The following is an 18,280-nucleotide window of genomic DNA, read 5'->3' on the forward strand; positions in this document are numbered from 1 at the left end:
GCGCCCTGGCTATCGGGTGGCGGTGGTCACGAGGCCGTAGAGGGTGGTGACCTCCTGGGAGCGCGCGGCGTGCAGGGGGTCCGCCTTGTCCTTCGCCTTGGAGTGCCGTGCCGGGGTGGACTTCCGCCACGCCACCGTCAGGCCGCAGCGCTCGAACTGCTCCTCGATCCACCCGGCCGGACGCAGGCCCAGCAGCACCGCCAGGTCCGAGAGGATCAGCAATCCCTCTCCCCCCGGGTTCAGCGCGGAGGGGAGCCCTTCGAGGAAGCGGCGCAGGAACTGGCTGTCCTCGTCGAACACCGCGCGGTCCACCCGGTTCTTGGGAGGCTCGGGAATCCACGGCGGGTTGCAGACGACGAGGTCCGCCTTTCCTTCCGGGAACAGGTCCGCCTCCGTCACCTGGAATTGCTGCGAGAGGCCAAGCCGCTCCGCGTTCTCCCGTGCGCACGCCACCGCGCGGGAGTCGCAGTCCGTGGCCTGCGCGAACGCCGCTCCGCGCTGCAGCAGCAGGAAGGACAGCACGCCGGTGCCGGTGCCCACGTCGAACACGCGCTTGCCCTTCACGTCCGACACGGCCGCCAGCAGCTCCACGTAGTCCGTGCGTGTGGGCAGGTAGACGCCGTAATGCGGATGGAGCAGCCCCTTCAGCCCCGGGACCTCCAGGCCCTTGCGCCGCCACTCCGCGGCCCCGAGCATGCCGAGCAGCTGCTTGAGCGGCACGACGGTGAAGTCCTCCGTGGGCTCGCCCCAGACCTGACGGCACGCCTCCGCGACGTCCGGCGCGCGCGCGAGGTCCAGGCGGTAGCCTCGGTCCAGCGCGACGACGATGCGCGACAGCGTCGCATGCTCCTGCTGCCGCGCGCGGCGTTCGGCCCGGAATGCCTCCAGCGGTGAGCGGGCCCGCCAGGGCTGTTCGAGCCGCCGGCCCAACGCGCCCAGCAGCTGCTTCGCGTTGTGGAAGTCGCCGGAATAGCGCAGGAACTCGCCCCGGCGGACGCGCTTGAGCGCGGTGTCGGCGCTGAGGCCGTCGTCCACGGGCGACAGGCGAGTGGGCGCGGGCTCGTCACTCTCCGAATGCCAGGTGAACGCGGCTTCGGGCGGAAACTCGAAAGGCGAGGCGGTGGGGCGGCGGGGGCGATCCATGGCCCTGGGGTAGCACGGTCAGGACTCACGGCACAGCCGGTCCACGAACTTCAGCATCGTCGGCAGGCGCGAACTCCCGTGCATCCGCCGGATGTGCTCCGCGGCGGTCGCGGTCTCCATTCCAATGGCCGTGACGAGCAGGGGCCGCAGGCTCCCTCCCCGCACGATGGGCAGCGCGGGCCCGGTGGTGACATAGGGCGTCTTGGCCACGCCGATGACGGGCACCGTGCGACAGAGCGCCTCGTACAGGTGCGCTCCCAGTCCGGGTACGTTCTCCCCCAGCCACACGTAGCCGTCCACGACGATGGCCTCCAGCGGCTCCTGCACGTCGGCGAGCACCCGCAGCAGGTGCGGCAGCTCGCGGCGGTAGAACTGACCGGGCTCGTAGGGGGCCGCGATGGGGCCCCGGTCCACCAGGTGCCCGGCCTCCTTCGCGTCCGTCCACCCGCGGAAGAGGACGCACGCGGCCACGGTGACGTCGGGGCGGTAGTCCACGTCCACGCAGGCGAGCATCCGGTTCTCCTTGGGCGACCCCAAGCTACAGCTGATCCACCGGACACTGGAGTCCTCAAATCAAGGTTAGGTATTTCTTGATTTGGAGCTTTTGCTGTTAATGCAAATTCCTTGCCGGAGGGGTCCAGATGATGAGGCGTGCGGTGGTGTTTCAGGCGGTGTGTCTGTTGGGAGGCGCGGGGACGGCCGGGGCGGTGACGCCCACGAACGTGACGAAGGTGGCGCGGGTGACGGGCGCCACGCCAGCGGGTGAGACGTTGCCCAACCCGAACCAGACGCACACGAACTACGAGGTGTATGGCACGGACCTGGGCATCGTCTGGGACAAGGGCGGCGGTGAGGTGTTCGTCCTGTTCGGGGACACCTTCGGCGCGGGCTGGTGCGGCAACGGCGGGTGTGGCGGCGGCTGGCGCAGCAACGTGCTGGCGCGCTCGGCGGACACCACGCTGTCCAACGGCCTGTCCTTCACCACGATGATCCAGGATCGCACCCGCCACGCGAAGGAGGTGCTGGCGTCCCGGAAGGTGGACAACGACGAGATGACCGTCATCCCCACCGCGGGCGTCAGCGTGGGGACGCGCCACTTCATCCACTACATGTCCGTGAAGCACTGGGGTGACCCGGGGCAGTGGACCACCAGTTACTCGGGCATCGCGTACTCGGATGACAACGGACAGAACTGGGTGAAGCACCCGTCGGCGCGCTGGGTAAACAACGCGTCCTTCACGAATCCGTTCCAGATGGGCGCCTTCGTGAAGAACGGCGGCTTCGTCTACCTGTACGCCACGCCCAACGGACGCTTTGGCAACGTGCACCTGGCTCGCGTGCCGGAGGGCGCGCTGCTGGACATCAACGCGTACCGGTATTGGGACGGCAATGGCTGGTCCGCGTCCCAGGCAGCGGCGCGCCCGGTGGTCATCGGCATCGCGGGGGAGTTGTCCGTCGCCTACAACGCCGCGCTGGGCCGCTTCCTGATGACGTATCTCAACGAGCACCGGCAGGCCGTGGTGATGCGCGACGCGGGCACGCCCACCGGGCCGTGGAGCGGGGAGAAGCTGCTGGCCACCGGCGCCGCCTTCCCCGGTGTCTACAACGGCTTCATCCACCCGTGGGGCAACAGCGCCAGCGAGCTGTACTTCATCACCTCGCAGTGGACGCCCTACAACACGTTCCTGCTGCGCGCGACGCTCACGGCCGACGCGGAAGGCAACAACCTGCTGTCCGAGCCGGGCTTCGAGACGCAGGCCGCGACGCCGACGATGGCGCCCTGGTACCTGGCTGGCGCGGGTGGCATCGACCGGGCGATGGGCAACGCACGCTCCGGCCAGGACAACGGCTACGTGTGCGCGTCCAGCGGCTGGAACGCGCTCAAGCAGAGCGTCGTGGTGCAGCCGTACACGGACTACACGCTCAAGGGCTGGCTGCGCTCCTCGTCCAACACCACCCGGGGCTACTTCGGCGCTCGCGCCGCGGGCAATGGCCCCATCCTGGGGGAGACGCAGTACGGCTCGCTGCCGTCCTGGGCGGAGCGCACCGTCACGTTCAACTCCGGCGCGAACACCGTCGTGGAGGTGTACAGCGGCGTGTGGGCGGACGCGGGCGACACCTGGGCTCAGCTGGACGACGTGAGCCTTACGCGGGGCGCGAACCTGGTGGCTCAGGGTGGCTTCGAACAGCAGTTGTCCACCACCGCGACCTCGCCCTGGTACGTGCAGGGCAATGGCGGCGTCGACCGGGGATTGGGCTTCGCGCGCACCGGCGCCAACAACGGCTTCGTGCGCAACAACACCGGCTGGAACGCCCTCAAGCAGGAGGTCGCGGTGACGCCCAACACCATCTACACGCTGACCGGTTGGGTGAAGACGTCCTCCAACCAGAATGACGGCTACTTCGGCGCGCGCATGCTCAACGGTGGCCCCGTCCTCAACGAGGTGCACCTGACGCAGCCGCTGGGCGGCTACACGCTCCAGTCCGTCACCTTCAACTCCGGCGCCAACCACAGCGTGGAGGTCTACGCCGGAACCTGGGCGAACACGGGCGACACCTGGCTGCAGGTGGACGACGTGGCCGTGGTCCGCGACTGAAGCCTCGGGATGCAGGGCACCTCCGTGCCCTGCATCAGCTGGTGCGCTTCCGGACGCTCAACCCTCGGCGGTCTGGGGCTGCTCGCCGTCCAGGCGCTCGTCGCGACACACCTGGGGGGCTTCTTCGGTGGACATCACCGAGGTCGTGGGCTCGGAGTTCACGCCGACCGTTTCGACGCAGCGGTAGTTCGCCGCACCGCAGTTCGTGTCCTCGCCGTTGACGCTGCAGGCGGTCTCGCAGAGCGGGAACCTCTGCGCGCAGACGATGCTGCACGGGGTCTCCGCGGCGAGGGCCGTCGCGGAGGTGAGCAGGAGGAGGGCAGCGGCGAACGGGGCGGGGATGCGCATGCGGAGCTCCGGGGGAGAAGGGGGAGTGTGGATGCTCGCCCCGGACATGCCGCGTGGGGAATCGTGGCAATCCGCTACTCGGCGGAAGCGCGGACGAAGAGCGCCTTGCCCGTTCGAATCGTGCACTTCACGTCCGCGAACCGCCGGACATCCGTGGAGGGATCTCCGTTGAGCACCACGAGGTCGGCGTCGAAGCCCGGCTTGACGCGGCCCCGGCGCTCGGTGGCGCTCCAGCGCGCAGCGGGGGCGGAGGTCAACGATGCGAGGATCTGCATCGGGGTCAGCCCCGCGTGGGCCATGAGGACGTACTCCTGCGTCGGATCCAGGTCCGTCATGTAACCGACGTCGGTGCCGAACAGGACCTGGCCACCCGCGCTGGAGAACGCCGCGAGCTGCCGTTCAGCGCCCCCCACGAGGCGGTCGCGCACGTCCGTGGGCACGTCCGCCTTGGCGAGCTCGTACCCCCAGAGCTGCAATGTGGGCACCAGGGAGACGTGGCGCGCGACCATCTGGCCGACGAGCGCCTCGCTCCACCCGGTCTTCGGTGAATCGATGGTCGTATGCACGACGACGTCGACGCCAGCCTGCACGGCCGCGCTCACGCCTTCGGGGTCGGTGGGATGCACCATGACCAGACCCCCGCGCTGGTGGGTTTCATCCGCCGCGGCGCGAGCGATTTCCGCCGCCATGCGCCGGATCTCCCCACCGCCCTGGGGCGTGGCGACGAACAGCTTCGTCCCCTTCGCGCCGCCCTCGGCATTCGTGCGGACGACGGCGCGGGCCTCCTCCATCGACGCGGGTTGCGGAAGCTGCGCCAGCAGCTCGGGCGGCAGGTCCCGCAGGTAGAAGGGAATGCCGTTCCGCGGATACAGCGGGGACCCAACGGTGAGGATCGCCGGCCCCTGCAGCTCGCCTCGCTCGATGCGCTGGCGAAGGGCCTCGGTGTTCGTGGGGTCGGAGCCGGTGTCGACGACCGTCGTGAAGCCGAAGCGCGTGGTCATCCCGCTGAGCGGTGGCTGAAGCTCGTCGCGCGGACGGCTGACGGCTCCGGCGAACGCGGCATCCGTGAAGTGGACGTGGCTGTTCTGGAACCCCGCGGTGATCACCCCACCGCTGCAGGTGTCCTCGATCCGCACTCCGGGAGGCGGAGCAACCGGCGCGGAACCCATGGCTTCGATTTTCCCGCCGCTCACGACCACCCAGGCGTTGTCCAACGGGGGCGCGTCCGGAGCGACATAGAGCCGCGTGCCCGTGAGGAGATAGCGATCCGTGGGAGCCGGACGCTGGCTGGACGCACAGCCCGCGGTGGCCAGGGAGAGAATCAGAGTGACCCGTTTCATGTTGTTCACCTCGCTGATCCGAACCGTGCTCCCAAGCGCGGAGCCCGTCAAACGGTCGATGGACTGGACCCGCGCCTGATATGACTTCAGCCATGTCCTTGAAGCACGCCGCGCCCCTCGTCGCGCTCCTGCTGTCCGTGCCTGGCGACGCACCCCGGGCGGGGGCTCCGGTGTCCTCCAGTTGCGCCCAGGCGCCCCTGTTCCAGCGCTACGCGCGCAACGGCATGGTGGAGTCCCTGCCTGGAAACAAGGTGCGCCTGACGGCGGTGGCGGACGTCCACAGCGCGGACTGCGGCACCCCCGACTGCTACTTCACGAAGGTGCGGGCGGTGTTCCACTTCGCGGAAGGCAAGGGCTGCCGTGTGCGCGAAGTGGAGGTCTCCACGGAGGATGGCGGCTGCATCCCGGAGGGCGACCGTGCTCCGCCGAAGCGAGAGGCCTTCTTCCCGAAGGGGCCCGCGGACGTGGCCGAACCGGCGTTGGCGCAACTCACCCTGCGCACGCGCAAGGCGGACCGTGCGCTCGTCCTCCTCCCGAAGAACCTCTTCTACTTCGAGGACGTGAAGGCGGGCGCTCCGCTCCACACGACGCTGCCCACCGGCGAGGAAGGAGATGACGCCTGCTGCTGGGGTGCCTCCATCGCGGAGTCGCACTTCCGCGACTGACGAAGGCAGGAAAAGATGGGCGCCACCTCGGGCCTGTCTACCCGAGCAGCCGTCCCAAGGCCTTCCGCAGCTTCCCATAGGCCTGGGCGCTCCCGCTGCATGCCAGCTTCTCATCCAGGGGCATCTCGCCCATCGTTCGTGTCTGCCCCGCGGGGATGAAGACGGGCTCCCAGTGCAGGCCCGTGCCCTTCTGCATGGGGGCGATGCTGCCCTCGATGCGTCCCTCGAAGACCTGGAGCTTCTGGCCGTCGCAATAGCAGACGCGCTGGATCACATGGGCGGCGCGCGAGGCCCCTGGGGGGATCAAGGTGCAGAGGTCTCCCTGGAGGGCATTCCAGAACGGCTTCACCAGGGGGCCCGGCAGCTGCTTGAAATGGTCGATGTAGAGCCCGCCGTGTTCCACGAAGAGGTGGACCGGTGTCCTCCTGTACGCCTCGAAGGCCTTCTCGCGGACGACGAAGTCCAGGTCGTGGGAAAGCACCTCCGGGACTTCCTGTTTCAGGAGCCGCGGAGGCGTCCTGCTGCGGTGGAAGAAGCGCTTCACGGCCTCGAACTTCTCCGCGTTCGACGTGCTGAAGTAGACGGGGGTCATCCTTCCCTCACGCATGCAATTGGTTGAGCAACTCGGCGACGCTCGCGGACTTGTCGCTTGCATCCAGCTCGATGACGTCGATGTTCCATTCCTCGAGCAGCCGTGGCTGGACGCGGCCCGCGCCAAAGGTGACCCAATAGGACTTCAGCGGGGCGGAGGTTGAGCTCGCGCCGGTTCCTTTCCGGCTCTCCTTCCGGAGCCGATCCATCCGGTGCCAGATGTACCGGATGTTGGGGTCGCTGAAGCTGTAGCCCACGAAGAGGAACACGTTGCCCAGCAGGTCGCTGCGCAGCCGTTGATCCGGCGCGGCCTCCAACCGGTGGCGGTCGAAGAACTGGCTTTCCGTCAGGACGATTGTCTCGGGGTGCGCGAGGTCGCCGTGGAACTTGATGACGCTGCAGGCGGTCGGGTCCACGGGCTTCATGAAGTCCTCGAGCCGGGTCAGCGTGAGGACCTTCCGCTTCTTGTTCCGGTCGCGCAGGGCTCTCTCGATATGGTGCTCGAAGTTCGTCGTGTAGAGGGTCCGGAAGTCACAGCCCGCGAGCGCCTGGTGCTGGATGGACGTGCGCCGCTGCTTGTCGACGTCGCGGTGGTGGAAGCGCTCCCTCATCTCTTGGATGAAGCCCATCAGCCGCTCCGGATGCTCGAGCTCGAAGTAGCCGGCGAGTTGCTGCGCGTTGCCGTGGACCTCGAAGAGCTCCGGAGGGTCGAACCCCAGGTTGCCTCCCATCCACCGCATGAGTCCGCTCCAGGTGGGCAGCCGGAGCGGCGCGGAGAAGCCCGCCCCGAGGAAGGGAATCAGCCGGTGCTCCTGATAGGCCTTCTGGAGCCGGGGCAGAGCCTTCGTGAGCGTCAGCACGGTCATGGCCCGCATCCAACTCCATCCCTGGACCCGGCACCATCACCGCCTCAACGCGCGTCTCCCACGAGCACCCACGCGGCCCACACGCTGGCGGGTTCCTGCCGCTCGCGGGCCAGTCGCCGCGCGACCGTGAGTGCCCGCGCCTTCCGCAAGGCGGGCGGCGTCTCCAAAGGCTCGCGATATGCGCGATAGAAGTCCACGAGGAACCGGGTCGTGGCCTCGTCCTCCGCGACCTTCCAGCGGGTGGCGAGGACCGCGCTGGCGCCCGCGATGAGGAAGGCCCGAGTGAAGTCCAGGCGCTCGTCGCTCAGCTCCGCTTCACCCCGGGCCGTGTCACATGCCGCCAGCGTGACGAGCGTGGCCCGCTGGAGGGGCAGGGTGGCGATCTCCGCGGGTCTCAGCCGGCCATCGTGGGCCTGGGAGGGTTCGAGCTCCAGGTCGGCGCGGGCGATGCGCACTCGCCCGCCTGGAACCCCCAGGGCGGCACGCTGGCATACCTGGCGGAGCTCCCCCGGTGGCCTCTTGAGGATTTCTGGTTAATGCAGTTTGTCTGACTAGTATTGACATTCGTGTTTATGTGCTCGCAATGTCCATGGCCTCGCGTCCATGACTGGGGAGCACACCATGCCGAAGTCGAAGCAACTCGCGTCCTGCCTTGCCCTCGCGCTGGCCACGGTCTCGCCAGTGGCCCTTGCCGACTCCGCGATCTACGGCGGCGGCCCGTTCTATTCCGGCGGCACCGCGGTGATGAACGACCTGCGCGGCTCGGGTTTCACCACCGTGATCCTCTGGAGCTTCCACATCGAGGACAACGGCGACCTCGTCTACAACGACATCCCGGTCGTCAGGAACGGCGCCTATATCGGCGACCCGGCCTGGCCCACGCGGCTGGCCACGCTCAAGACGGCGCCGACCTCGGTCAATCGCATCGAGGTGTCCATTGGCGCCTGGAGCGTCCCCGACTTCGAGCGCATGGCCCGGCTGGTCAACGGCACCGCCGCCGGCTGCGGCAGCACGCTCGTCTGCGGCACCGGCACCAACAGCATCCTCTACCGCAACTTCCAGGCGCTGAAGGCCGCCACCGGCGCCAACGCGGTCAACTTCGACGACGAGAGCGCCTACGACCTCGCTCCCACCACGCAGTTCGGGCAGATGCTCATTGGCCAGGGCTTCAAGATCACCTTCGCGCCCTACACCCAGCAGACCTTCTGGCGGAACCTCAAGGACAACCTCGGCAGCGCGGTCGACGGCATCTACCTGCAGGTCTACGACGGCGGCGCTGGCAACAACCCCGCGAGCTGGAACACCGCGATGGGCATGACCGTCGACCCGGGCCTGTGGTCTCGCCACGGCACCAACTGCGCCAGCGGCGACAGTCCGGCCTCGGTGCGGAGCCGGATGAGCACCTGGAAGAGCAGCGCCGGCATCAACGGCGGCTTCATGTGGCTGTATGACGACATCCAGAAGTGCGTGGCGCAGGGCACGAGCGCGCAGTACGCGGCGGCCATCAACTCGGCGGTCAGCGGCAACACCCCTCCCGTGGCCAACTTCGGCGTCACCGTGAGCGGACTCACCGCGACCTTCAGCGACGCCTCCAGCGACAGCGACGGCACCATCACCTCACGCAACTGGAGCTTCGGCGACGGCAGCGGCTCGACCGCGACGAATCCCAGTCGTGTCTATGCCAGCGCTGGCAATTACAACGTCAGCCTGACCGTGACGGACAACGGCGGCGCCAGCAATACCAAGACCCAGGCCGTCTCGGTCGGCTCGGGCTACGCCAACCTGGCGCTCAACAAACCTACGACCGGCTCCACCGCCTGCAACAGCAGCGAAACGCCCGCCAAGGCGGTCAACGGGAGCGTCTCCGGTGGCACCACCGACAAGTTCTGCTCGTTGGTGTCGGGCGCCTGGATGCAGGTGGATCTCGGCTCGGCGCAGACGGTCAGCAGCTTCACGGTCCAGCATGCCGGCGCGGGCGGCGAAGCGAGCACCTGGAACACCCGGGCCTTCACCCTCCAGACCTCCACCAACGGCACCAGCTGGAGCACCCCGGTGACGGTGACCAACAACACCGCCAACACCTCCACCCACGCCATCAGCGCCACGTCCGCGCGCTACGTCCGGCTCAACATCACCACCCCCAGCCAGAACGGTGACCCGGCGACGCGCATCTACGAACTCGAGGTTCGCTGACCGACCCTTCCCATGCCCGGGACGGGACGGAATCTCGACAACTGGTAAAAGCTGATAAATAGGACTTCCGAGTCTTCGCAAACTCGGAGGTCCATCGATGAAGAACCCCTCGTTGTTTTCCGCCGTCGTCCTCGCCGCGCTCGCGGCGGGTTGTGGTGAAGAGCGTTCCGACGCTCCCCTCGTGGACGAGGCCCCGGTGGGCACGTCCAGCGGGGCGCTCGCGTGCACCACGCGCATCACCTACGGGGACCGGTGGATCCACCCCGGGCACCCGGAGCAGCACGACACCGCGAGCGGTCTGGTGACCTGGGACGGCAGCTGCGTCAACGAAGGCAGCAACTCCTACGCCGTGTTGTCGAACGGCTGGAAGCCGTACTTCACCGGGCCCAACGCCTGTGTGCTGGCGCTCGACACGGACTGTTCCGGCGCCACGACCTGCGCGACGCGCGTCACCTACGGTCCGGCGTGGTTGCACCCCGCGGGACACGCGGCCCAGTACGACGACGTGGGCGGCCGCGTGACGTGGGACCGGGGCTGCACCAATGCCTCTCCCAACTCGTACACGGTGCTGTCGAACGACTGGTCGCCGTACTTCAGCGGCACCAACGCGTGCGGCATCTCGCTGCGCTACACGGGCTGTGGAGGGCTCTACCAGAACCCCGTGGTGCCCGTGGACTGCGCGGACCCGGGCGTCATCCATGACGGCACGCAGTACGTCGCGGCCTGCACGTCCGGGGGCGCGGCCAACGCGTTCCCGCTGCGGACGTCCAAGGACCTGGTCACCTGGACGGCCGCGGGCAACATCTTCCCCTCCGCGCGCCGGCCGACGTGGGCCACGGGAGACTACTGGGCGCCGGAGCTCCACAAGGTGGGCACGCGGTACATCGCGTACTTCACCGCGCGCCACCAGGACGGGAAGCTGTCCATCGGCGCCGCGACGGCCACCAGCGCGCTGGGGCCCTTCACGGACCTGGGCCATCCCCTGGTGCATGACGCGGGCATGGGGATGATTGACGCCACGTTCTTCTACGACACCGCGGGCGTGCCGTACCTGGTGTGGAAGGCGGATGGGAACGCGGTGGGGCAGCCCACGCCCATCTATGGCCAGACGCTGTCGGCGGATGGGCTGTCGCTCACCGGCACGCGCCGCACGCTGATGAGCAACACGCTTGGCTGGGAGGGCGGCGTCGTCGAGGCGCCGTGGGTCGTCGCGCGGGGCGGTTACTACTACCTCTTCTACAGCGGCAACTCGTACGCCAACAGCACCTACGCCGTGGGCGTAGCCCGGGCCACGAGTCCGCTGGGGCCCTACACGAAGCTGGGCAACCCCATCCTCAAGACGGGCGGCGGTTGGGTGGGGCCCGGCCACAACTCGGTGGTCACTGGACCCGGTGGGGACACGGTCATGGTCTACCACGCGTGGAACAGCGCCCACACGGCCCGGGTGATGCTCGTGGATGCGATGACGTGGCCCAACGGCTGGCCCGCGGTTCCGGAAGCTCCGTCCTCCGGTTCGCGGCCCATGCCGTAACGGATTTCACCAGGTGGGGGACCGGCGGCTTCCGGCCCCTACCTGACGACGCGCGCTGTCACCCGGCATCCGTGATGCGCGCCAGCAGTTCGCTCAACAGCGCGCTTTCGCCTGGGGTCAGGACGGTGAGCCGGTCCAGGGAGGCTCGCAGCGTGGTGGCCGCTGAACGGACCTCCGTATTCGCCGGAGGCGCCGTCTCGCTGGAGATGGCGGCCATGACCGTCTCTCGCGCGGCCTCGGACAGTCCGAGGTCGCGTTGCCCTTCGGGCTGGCGCAGGAGCGTGAGCACGGCGCCGTTGCACATGGACGACACGAGGCCGAGCGCCCGCTCTTCACTGACCCTCAGGCGGCCCGCGAGCGCGATGTTCCGGATGCGGCGCCGCAGGACCTCATTCCCCGTGCCGACCACGGAGGGTTGGGGGGCCGGCTCCAGGTCGCTGCACATGAGCGCGAACAGCCCTGGATGGCTGAGTCCGAACGCGACGTGCATGTCCCAGCCCATCCGCAGGTCCTGAAGCGGATCCGGGTGCGGCTTGCGCGCGGCCTTCTTCGCCACGTAGCTCGTCAGCTCGTGCTCGACGACGGCCGATAGGAGCCCGTGCTTGTCGCCGAAGAGCCGGTAGAGCGTGGGTGCCTGCACGCCTGCCGCGGCGGCGACGGCACGCGTGGTCGCTGCGTCGGGTCCTCCAGAGGCGATGAGTTCCGCGGCGGCCGCCAGGATGCGCGCACGCGTATCGGGGCCCTCGGCGTCTTCGGCGGTGACCTTCTCCCGGTCCTTCATGCGCCTGACTTAACACGCGGCTTCCGGAACGACGGTAACGAACGCTTGATAACGGCGATAGCGGTCGCTACGTTATCGTCGGTATCTCGATTTTGTTTCCGTCGATAAGGAAGAGGGGCGCTCGATGATCGTCGTGACCGGAGCAACGGGGCAGCTTGGCCGCCTCATCGTGGAGAAGCTCATCGCCCGCGTCCCGGTGGACCGGGTCGCCGTCAGCGTCCGGGACGTCCAGAAGGCCCAGGACCTGGCGGCACGCGGCGTCCGGGTGCGGAGCGGGGACTTCGCGGAGCCGAAGAGCCTCGCGCATGCCTTCGAGGGCGCGACCCAGGTGCTGATGGTCTCGTCGAACGCGGCCGCGCATGGGGGCGATCCCCTGGCCCAGCATCGCTCCGCCATCGACGCCGCGCGGTCCGCCGGCGCGCGGCGCATCGTCTACACGAGTCACATGGGCGCGAGCCGTACGTCGGCGTTTCCACCGATGCTCGACCACGCGGCGACGGAGCAGATGCTTGCGGAGTCCGGCATGGCGTGGACCTCGCTTCGCAATGGCTTCTACGCCTCGAGCGCGGCGTTCCTGCTGGAGCGGGCCCTGTCCTCGGGCGTGTTCGAGGCCCCCGCGGACGGGAAGGTCTCCTGGACCACGCACGCGGACCTCGCGGAGGCGGCGGCGGTCATCCTCACGAACGAGGGGCGGTTTGACGGGCCGACGCCGCCGCTCACGGCGTCGCAGGCGCTCGACTTCGGAGTGTTGTGTGACATCGCGTCCGGCATCCTCGGACGTCCCATCCGTCGAAGCACCGTGTCCGAGGACGAGATGCGCGCGAAGCTCGTGGCGAGCGGGATGCCCGCGCCCGTGGTCGGCATCTCGCTCGGCCTCTACCGCGCGAGCCGCGACGGCGAGTTCGCGGCGGTCGACCCCACGCTGCGGCAGCTGCTCGGGCGTGAGCCGGTGAGCATGCGCGAGCTGCTCGCCGGCAAGCTGCGCTGATGCTCAGGGCGCGGGGATGAACCGGAGCTCTCCGGGACGCAGCGGCCCCAGGTACTTCAGCCACTTCTCGTACTCGCTGTCGTACGCCGCCCGGCGCACGTAGACGTCTCCGAAGTTCCCCGAGGTGGGCGTGGCGCGCAGCCACAGGTCCAGCGCGCCCGTGTCGTCCATCCGCGCCACGCCGACGTCTCCCGGCGACGGCGTTCCCGGCAACGGGGGCAGCGGCTCCACGCCGTCGTCAGGCTTCGTCTGGAGGCTCTGGATGCGGTCTCGAATCGCGTCCAGCACCCAGGGGTCCATGCCCGGCAGGGCGCGCAGGCGGGGCTCCTGGGCCTCCAGCCGCGCGCTCAGCGTGGGGAGCACCTGGGTGCGGAGGGTCTCCACGGCCCGGGCATCCCAGCCCAGGTAGCGGGTGCTGCTCTGGAGCGCCAGCTGCAACCCGCCCAGGTCCTCCAGGGTTGGCAGGTCCTGTATCCGGGCCAGCCACGTTTCATAGAACGTGCGGAGGAACCACTCCTGGTCATACCGGATGACCGGCACCGTCCTGCCCCATTCCCAGTCCGGCGCGAGCCCCGTCTGCCCCAGGTGCCAGGTGTTGAAGCCGCCCCGCGCGTCGGCGAACTTCGCGAGCTCGGTCCAGCGGGTCTCGGCGTCGGGGCGGGACTCGATGAACGCGCGGCACCGGCGCATGTCCTCGGCCGAAGCGCGCGGATCCGCGGCCACCAGGTCGCACGCCTTGTCCGACGCGCCCCCTTCGACCGCCGCGCGCAGCGCGAGCCGCGCTTCCAGCTCCTGCCGTGCGCGGTGACGCGACGTCGACCACTCGCCCCCCATGATGGCCAGGGCGGCGGTGATGGCGCACGCGACCAGCGCCACCATGGGCAGGCCCATTCCCAGCGGGAGCGAGTCGAACGGGCGGTCCGACAGGAAGCGCCGCCAGCCGACCCAGAGGGTGAGGAGCAGGGGGAGCACCGCGAGCACGAAGGCCAGCCCGTTCAACGCCTGATGCAGCGGCGTGGCGGAGTGCCGGTACGACTCGCTGCTGAAGGCGAGGGTGAAGAAGGTGCCGACCAGCAGCGCCACGCCCAGCCCCAGCTCCACCAGCAGACACACTCCCGCTGCGACCGCGCTCATCCTCGATGCCCCCATCCGTCGCGGTCAGGGCCCCATGCTCCCGGCCGCATGTTTCAGCGTAGTCGAATCCGCGCTCGAACTCGGGTCACCCGCGACGAAATAACGTGTGAGGGCGGTGAGACACCGGCCCGTTTCCCTACCGGGAGAGGACCCATGAGCTGCATTCACTGGCGCTGGCGTGTTGCCACCACACAGCGGGATCTCGATGACGTGGCTCGCATCCGCTGGGCCGTCTTTGGCGGAGAGATGGGATTGCTGCACGCGCAGTGGTCGGTGTCGCGGCGGGAGATGACCTGCATCGACACGCTCGACACCACGGTGCACCTGCTCGTCCATGCCGGCTCGGAGGCCGTGGCGACCATGCGGGTGGCGCTGCCCAACGCGGAGGTGGCGGCGAACCTGGGCGGGACGGTGGGGCTGGAGATGGCTCAGCGGGTGGACCTCTCCAGGGTCATCCAGCCGGGCATGTCGTTCGCGGAGCCGTCGCGCTTCTGCGTGCTGCCGAAGTGGCGCCGCACGGAGGCCGTCACGTGGCTGCAGACGGCCATGTACACGGAGAGCCGGCGGCGCGGGGTGACGCACTGGATTGCGTCCGCGAACCTGGAGACGGACTCGCCCGAGGACGCGCTCTTGTCGTGGCAGGTGGCGGCCAGCCGCGGATGGCTCAGCCCTCGCTGGCGGGTGGACGTGCCCGACCCGTGGCAGGCGCCGGTGCATCCCCGCAACCGCTTCTATACGCCCGAGGAGCGGGCCAGGGCGGAGCAGGGGCAGCTGGACGGACTGCGGCTGCCCCGGTCGCCCTCGCTCTTCGCCAGCACGATGGGGGCTCGCTTCATCTCGGAGCCGCTCTACGACGCGTACTTCCAGTGGTTCACGCTGCCGCTCGTCATGGCGCTGGATGAAATCCCCGCGGACAGCCTGGCGCGCTTCCACGCGCTGGAGTTCGGTGTGAGCCCCGCCGCCTAGGCCGGGGCCGTTCCTTCCTTCCCTTCACCTTCCACACGCAACAACCGGGAGCCCGAAAGGCCCCGGACAGGAGACGTACGTGCAAACCCAGACGAAGCAGCAGACGGCAACGAATTGGCTGGCGGCGCTGGACGAAGAGGCGCGGGGGCTGGTGGCGGCGGTGGATGCGCACCCGGACGCCCGCGGCCTCCTCGACGGCACCCTCGACGTGGAGGGCTACATCCACTACCTCGTCCAGACGTATCACTACGCCCGCTGGAGCACCCCCATCCTCGCCGAGGCGGGCCACCGGCTGAACCGGCTGGGCCGGCACCCGGAGCTGGCGAAGCTGTTGATCCAGAAGGGGGAGGAGGAGCGGGGTCACGACATCTGGTTGCTGACGGACCTGAAGAACCTGGGCGTCCCGGAGGCGCAGGTGGAGGCGGCGGCGCACAACCCCGCGGTGGATGCCTACACGGGGTGGAACTTCTTCACGTCGCTCTCGGGCGTGCCGACGGCGGTGCTGGGGACCGCGTACGCGCTGGAGTACCTGTCGCAGACGCGGGCGGGCGTGTGGGCGGAGCGGCTGCAGGCGGTGTCCACCATCCCCAACATCCGCAAGTCCGTCACGTTCCTGCGCAGCCACGGCGCGCTGGACGGGGGCCACGTGGCGGAGATGCAGAAGATCCTGACGCCGCTGACGGACCCGGAGGACCAGGAGGCCATCCTCTTCTCCGCCCGGGTCGCCCGGAGCGTCTACCCGCGCATCTTCCGTGAGGGCGCCACCGTCGGCCACCCCCACACGAGGTAGAGACAAACAGACGCAAGCTGGGAGAGCCTCCCGTTCGAGCCGTGGCCCTTCGGGAGGCGTCTTCTCTTGCGTTCGACTTTCTCAGACAGGCTTGTTGAGGCGCGCGGCCTGGTAGATGAGGTCCGCGCGGCCGTCGATGCCCAGCTTGTCGAAGATGTTTCGCACGTGGGTCTTCACGGTCAGGACGGAGAGGTCGAGCTCATCCGCGATCTGCTCGTTGTTCCGATTGCGGAGCAGGCACTTCGCGACGGTGACCTCGCGCGTGGTGAGCTCGCACTCCATCTCCGCGGGGAGCGGGATGGAGTGGGGCGTCTCGTTCAGCAAGAGGGCCCATCGCCGGGGGCCTTCCTCGGTAGGCAGTTCGACGAACCGGCACGTGCGGTTGCCATCCTGATGGTTGGAGACCCAGCGGGTGTTCCCAAGCCGGGCGTCCGCGCCCAGCGCAACCAGGGCGTCCAACTGCTCCTTCAGGGCGCGCGGGAGTCCGGAGGAGTCGAGGTCCGACCGGGTGAACCAGCGATCCAGGAGGGCGGCGGCGTGCTCGGAGCGCATCGCCTCCTTGGAGGAGTTCTCCACGACGAGGAAGGCGGAGTCGTTGCGGCGGTAGAGCTCTTCGAGGAGGCTGGCTCCGGTCATGAGGGTCTGGACGTCACTGCAGTTGCGCACCGCGTTCACCAGGTGCGGGTTGAGGCTGGAGAGGACGGCGGCGTTCTCGGTCGTGAAGGCGCGTCGCCGGTTCCGGTAGAGCGCGAGCGCGGCGACGAGACCGGGGCGGATGTGGAGGAGCACGGCCATGATGTGCTCGAAGCGCGGGTCCAGCTCCTGGCTGCGTTGATAGATGAGGGTTCGCTCATACTCCCCGCGGGTGAGGAGCTGCGTGTCGCGGACGGGCACGTTGGGCCGGGCGAAGATGGGGGCCCGGAGGAAGTCATGGTCAATCAGGCTGGCATACTCATCGAGGATGCGGAGCGGGTGGCCCGGGACGTACCACCGGAAGTCCGCCTTGGGCGCGACGTGCATGAGGCATAGCGCCATGGCATCGGCCTGAACGAGCTCGAGGAAGGGAGCGCGTGCGGCCTCGAGGGCCTGGGGGAGGAACAGGGAGCTGTTGAGGGCCACGATGGCCCGGTCCTTGATCCCGTCGGCAGTGCGATTCATGGGACTGAACATCCACCCTCCTGGGGCAACCCTGCGGGTTTGTACGTCGCGACCGCTCATCCATAGCTACGTGCTGAAAACCTGTCCCTCACCCTCAAGAGGTATTGCCCGGCCCTTTCGGTTCGGGCGGGCGCCGCCCCCGCCACAGCCACCACCCCAGCCCCGCGAGCCACATCCAGCCACCGGTGCCCTGCGTCGCGCCGCAGCCACAGCCTGACTCCAACTCCGTCACCTTGACCTTGAACGAGGGTGAGGGGCGGCTCGGCGGTGACGGCATCCGTCGCGGTGGCCGCGAAAGTATACGGGAGACTCCTTCCGCCCTCCGCCACCTGCGTCTCGATGTCCGCCGGGCACTGGAGCGTGGGCGCCGTGGTGTCCTTCACGGTGATGAGGAAGGTGCACGCCGACGGCGGTAGGCCCGCCTCCTCGACCTCCGCGATGACCCGGGTGACCCCCAGGGGGAGGAGGGTTCCGTCGACGGGGCTGTAACGCACCCTCGTTCCAGGCTTCACGTCTTCGTCCAGTCGCACGCCCGCATACGTGGCGACGGCTCCTGCGGCTTCAATGATGGCTGGCGGGGGGCAGAAGAGGGGGGTGAGCGACAGGTGCCAGAGCTCCCGACCCGTCGTCCCATCGCTCCCGGATCCACCTGCCCCGGCGCGGTGCCATCCGTGCTCCAGAGGCCATGCACGCCCATGCTGAAATTGGCGCGTCCACCCACGGCGGGGCCCAGTGGGAGAGTCCCGTCCAGGCGCACCAGGTCATGGAGGTTGTTGGCGACGAAGTAGAGGGCGTTCCCCACCACGAGACCGCGACCCCCAGGCTCCTGGCCTGTGTGGGCTGACGGTGGATTGGACACGCTCACGGTGCCCAGGGTCGTGCCATCCGACCTCCAGACGTCGATGCGGCCGTGGGTGTTCGCGAAGAAGAACCGGGTGTTCCCCAGGGACGTGAAGGTCGAGGGAGAACCCGACTGCGTCCCAGGAGTCAGGTCGCGGACGAGGGCCGCCAGCTCCTTCGCCTGGGCCTGCTGCAATGACGGGAGGACACACAGCAACGGCAGCAGGGCTATGACAGCTCGGCGCATGCCTTCTCTGGGGCGAGGACCCAGCGAACCTTGCCACGGCCGGCTGGATCATCTCCAGAGCTGTCAGTGCGCGCCAGGATGTCGCGATTGACCCTGCACCGC

The 18,280-nt window shown here is 68.8% G+C and carries 18 protein-coding genes; 7 read left to right on the forward strand and 11 right to left on the reverse strand.

What is annotated here, in order from left to right; all coding sequences use genetic code 11:
- Window positions 1-9 precede the first annotated feature (9 nt).
- Together GTZ93_RS06895 and GTZ93_RS06900 are read right to left on the reverse strand one after the other, a co-directional pair.
- The gene (locus tag GTZ93_RS06895) at window positions 10-1,143 is read right to left on the reverse strand and encodes a 50S ribosomal protein L11 methyltransferase (RefSeq protein WP_139914769.1); all 1,134 of its coding nucleotides are present in this window, start codon (window positions 1,141-1,143) and stop codon (window positions 10-12) included.
- 18 nt (window positions 1,144-1,161) lie between these two features.
- Window positions 1,162-1,680, reverse strand: coding sequence for an endonuclease V (locus tag GTZ93_RS06900; RefSeq protein ID WP_257978883.1), 519 nt, complete (start codon window positions 1,678-1,680; stop codon window positions 1,162-1,164).
- 104 nt (window positions 1,681-1,784) lie between these two features.
- On the opposite strand from GTZ93_RS06900, the gene GTZ93_RS06905 reads away from it, so the two are divergent.
- Window positions 1,785-3,740, forward strand: coding sequence for a DUF4185 domain-containing protein (locus GTZ93_RS06905; protein ID WP_139914767.1), 1,956 nt, complete (start codon window positions 1,785-1,787; stop codon window positions 3,738-3,740).
- 57 nt (window positions 3,741-3,797) lie between these two features.
- Here the strand turns inward: GTZ93_RS06905 and GTZ93_RS06910 are convergent, their stop codons facing one another.
- Window positions 3,798-4,088 carry a hypothetical protein gene (locus GTZ93_RS06910; RefSeq protein ID WP_120575358.1) on the reverse strand — a complete coding sequence of 97 codons (291 nt, stop codon included), beginning with the start codon at window positions 4,086-4,088 and terminating at the stop codon, window positions 3,798-3,800.
- A gap of 74 nt (window positions 4,089-4,162) precedes the next feature.
- Entirely contained in the window at window positions 4,163-5,428 is a 1,266-nt protein-coding gene (locus GTZ93_RS06915; protein ID WP_139914765.1) for an amidohydrolase family protein, read from the reverse strand.
- Window positions 5,429-5,520: 92 nt separating this feature from the next.
- Between GTZ93_RS06915 and GTZ93_RS06920 the strand changes: the two genes are divergently transcribed.
- Window positions 5,521-6,093, forward strand: coding sequence for a hypothetical protein (locus GTZ93_RS06920; RefSeq protein WP_139914763.1), 573 nt, complete (start codon window positions 5,521-5,523; stop codon window positions 6,091-6,093).
- Between the two features lie 37 nt (window positions 6,094-6,130).
- Here the strand turns inward: GTZ93_RS06920 and GTZ93_RS06925 are convergent, their stop codons facing one another.
- The 3 genes from GTZ93_RS06925 to GTZ93_RS06935 are packed head-to-tail and all read right to left on the reverse strand — an operon-like array spanning window position 6,131 to window position 8,005.
- The gene (locus GTZ93_RS06925) at window positions 6,131-6,685 is read right to left on the reverse strand and encodes a non-canonical purine NTP pyrophosphatase (RefSeq protein WP_139914761.1); all 555 of its coding nucleotides are present in this window, start codon (window positions 6,683-6,685) and stop codon (window positions 6,131-6,133) included.
- Window positions 6,686-6,692: 7 nt separating this feature from the next.
- On the reverse strand, window positions 6,693-7,550 hold the full coding sequence (locus GTZ93_RS06930; protein WP_139914760.1) for an SIR2 family protein: 858 nt from the start codon (window positions 7,548-7,550) through the stop codon (window positions 6,693-6,695).
- 44 nt (window positions 7,551-7,594) lie between these two features.
- Window positions 7,595-8,005: a CHAT domain-containing protein gene (locus GTZ93_RS06935; RefSeq protein WP_161662688.1), complete on the reverse strand. Its 411-nt coding sequence runs from the start codon at window positions 8,003-8,005 to the stop codon at window positions 7,595-7,597.
- 166 nt (window positions 8,006-8,171) lie between these two features.
- Between GTZ93_RS06935 and GTZ93_RS06940 the strand changes: the two genes are divergently transcribed.
- On the forward strand, window positions 8,172-9,743 hold the full coding sequence (locus GTZ93_RS06940; protein WP_139914756.1) for a PKD domain-containing protein: 1,572 nt from the start codon (window positions 8,172-8,174) through the stop codon (window positions 9,741-9,743).
- A gap of 97 nt (window positions 9,744-9,840) precedes the next feature.
- The gene (locus GTZ93_RS06945) at window positions 9,841-11,274 is read left to right on the forward strand and encodes a glycoside hydrolase family 43 protein (RefSeq protein WP_126933960.1); all 1,434 of its coding nucleotides are present in this window, start codon (window positions 9,841-9,843) and stop codon (window positions 11,272-11,274) included.
- 58 nt (window positions 11,275-11,332) lie between these two features.
- Here the strand turns inward: GTZ93_RS06945 and GTZ93_RS06950 are convergent, their stop codons facing one another.
- A complete protein-coding gene (locus GTZ93_RS06950) occupies window positions 11,333-12,055 on the reverse strand; it encodes a TetR/AcrR family transcriptional regulator (protein WP_139914754.1) in 723 nt (240 codons plus the stop codon).
- Between the two features lie 124 nt (window positions 12,056-12,179).
- Here GTZ93_RS06950 and GTZ93_RS06955 point away from each other — a divergent pair, with 124 nt between their 5' ends.
- The gene (locus GTZ93_RS06955; protein ID WP_139914752.1) at window positions 12,180-13,043 is read left to right on the forward strand and encodes an SDR family oxidoreductase; all 864 of its coding nucleotides are present in this window, start codon (window positions 12,180-12,182) and stop codon (window positions 13,041-13,043) included.
- A gap of 3 nt (window positions 13,044-13,046) precedes the next feature.
- Here the strand turns inward: GTZ93_RS06955 and GTZ93_RS06960 are convergent, their stop codons facing one another.
- Window positions 13,047-14,177: a hypothetical protein gene (locus GTZ93_RS06960; protein WP_139914750.1), complete on the reverse strand. Its 1,131-nt coding sequence runs from the start codon at window positions 14,175-14,177 to the stop codon at window positions 13,047-13,049.
- A 153-nt stretch (window positions 14,178-14,330) separates the two neighbouring features.
- Here GTZ93_RS06960 and GTZ93_RS06965 point away from each other — a divergent pair, with 153 nt between their 5' ends.
- A complete protein-coding gene (locus tag GTZ93_RS06965; RefSeq protein WP_121751505.1) occupies window positions 14,331-15,143 on the forward strand; it encodes a GNAT family N-acyltransferase in 813 nt (270 codons plus the stop codon).
- A gap of 79 nt (window positions 15,144-15,222) precedes the next feature.
- Complete coding sequence (locus tag GTZ93_RS06970; protein ID WP_139914748.1) at window positions 15,223-15,933, forward strand: iron-containing redox enzyme family protein; 711 nt, start codon at window positions 15,223-15,225, stop codon at window positions 15,931-15,933.
- An 81-nt stretch (window positions 15,934-16,014) separates the two neighbouring features.
- Here the strand turns inward: GTZ93_RS06970 and GTZ93_RS06975 are convergent, their stop codons facing one another.
- On the reverse strand, window positions 16,015-17,091 hold the full coding sequence (locus GTZ93_RS06975; protein ID WP_257978882.1) for a helix-turn-helix transcriptional regulator: 1,077 nt from the start codon (window positions 17,089-17,091) through the stop codon (window positions 16,015-16,017).
- A 508-nt stretch (window positions 17,092-17,599) separates the two neighbouring features.
- On the reverse strand, window positions 17,600-18,178 hold the full coding sequence (locus GTZ93_RS06980) for a hypothetical protein (RefSeq protein WP_139914745.1): 579 nt from the start codon (window positions 18,176-18,178) through the stop codon (window positions 17,600-17,602).
- Window positions 18,179-18,280: the final 102 nt, after the last annotated feature.

Origin of the sequence: Corallococcus exiguus, assembly GCF_009909105.1 — a bacterium.
GTDB classification, from domain to species: Bacteria; Myxococcota; Myxococcia; order Myxococcales; family Myxococcaceae; genus Corallococcus; species Corallococcus exiguus.

What these genes read in the sequence shown, in the direction of transcription:
- GTZ93_RS06895 (WP_139914769.1), bottom strand. Translation starts at nt 1,143, where the DNA reads ATGGATCGCCCCCGCCGCCCCACCGCCTCGCCTTTCGAGTTTCCGCCC.
- GTZ93_RS06905 (WP_139914767.1), top strand. Translation starts at nt 1,785, where the DNA reads ATGATGAGGCGTGCGGTGGTGTTTCAGGCGGTGTGTCTGTTGGGAGGC.
- GTZ93_RS06910 (WP_120575358.1), bottom strand. Translation starts at nt 4,088, where the DNA reads ATGCGCATCCCCGCCCCGTTCGCCGCTGCCCTCCTCCTGCTCACCTCC.
- GTZ93_RS06915 (WP_139914765.1), bottom strand. Translation starts at nt 5,428, where the DNA reads ATGAAACGGGTCACTCTGATTCTCTCCCTGGCCACCGCGGGCTGTGCG.
- GTZ93_RS06920 (WP_139914763.1), top strand. Translation starts at nt 5,521, where the DNA reads ATGTCCTTGAAGCACGCCGCGCCCCTCGTCGCGCTCCTGCTGTCCGTG.
- GTZ93_RS06925 (WP_139914761.1), bottom strand. Translation starts at nt 6,685, where the DNA reads ATGACCCCCGTCTACTTCAGCACGTCGAACGCGGAGAAGTTCGAGGCC.
- GTZ93_RS06930 (WP_139914760.1), bottom strand. Translation starts at nt 7,550, where the DNA reads ATGACCGTGCTGACGCTCACGAAGGCTCTGCCCCGGCTCCAGAAGGCC.
- GTZ93_RS06940 (WP_139914756.1), top strand. Translation starts at nt 8,172, where the DNA reads ATGCCGAAGTCGAAGCAACTCGCGTCCTGCCTTGCCCTCGCGCTGGCC.
- GTZ93_RS06945 (WP_126933960.1), top strand. Translation starts at nt 9,841, where the DNA reads ATGAAGAACCCCTCGTTGTTTTCCGCCGTCGTCCTCGCCGCGCTCGCG.
- GTZ93_RS06950 (WP_139914754.1), bottom strand. Translation starts at nt 12,055, where the DNA reads ATGAAGGACCGGGAGAAGGTCACCGCCGAAGACGCCGAGGGCCCCGAT.
- GTZ93_RS06955 (WP_139914752.1), top strand. Translation starts at nt 12,180, where the DNA reads ATGATCGTCGTGACCGGAGCAACGGGGCAGCTTGGCCGCCTCATCGTG.
- GTZ93_RS06960 (WP_139914750.1), bottom strand. Translation starts at nt 14,177, where the DNA reads ATGAGCGCGGTCGCAGCGGGAGTGTGTCTGCTGGTGGAGCTGGGGCTG.
- GTZ93_RS06965 (WP_121751505.1), top strand. Translation starts at nt 14,331, where the DNA reads ATGAGCTGCATTCACTGGCGCTGGCGTGTTGCCACCACACAGCGGGAT.
- GTZ93_RS06975 (WP_257978882.1), bottom strand. Translation starts at nt 17,091, where the DNA reads ATGAATCGCACTGCCGACGGGATCAAGGACCGGGCCATCGTGGCCCTC.
- GTZ93_RS06980 (WP_139914745.1), bottom strand. Translation starts at nt 18,178, where the DNA reads ATGCGCCGAGCTGTCATAGCCCTGCTGCCGTTGCTGTGTGTCCTCCCG.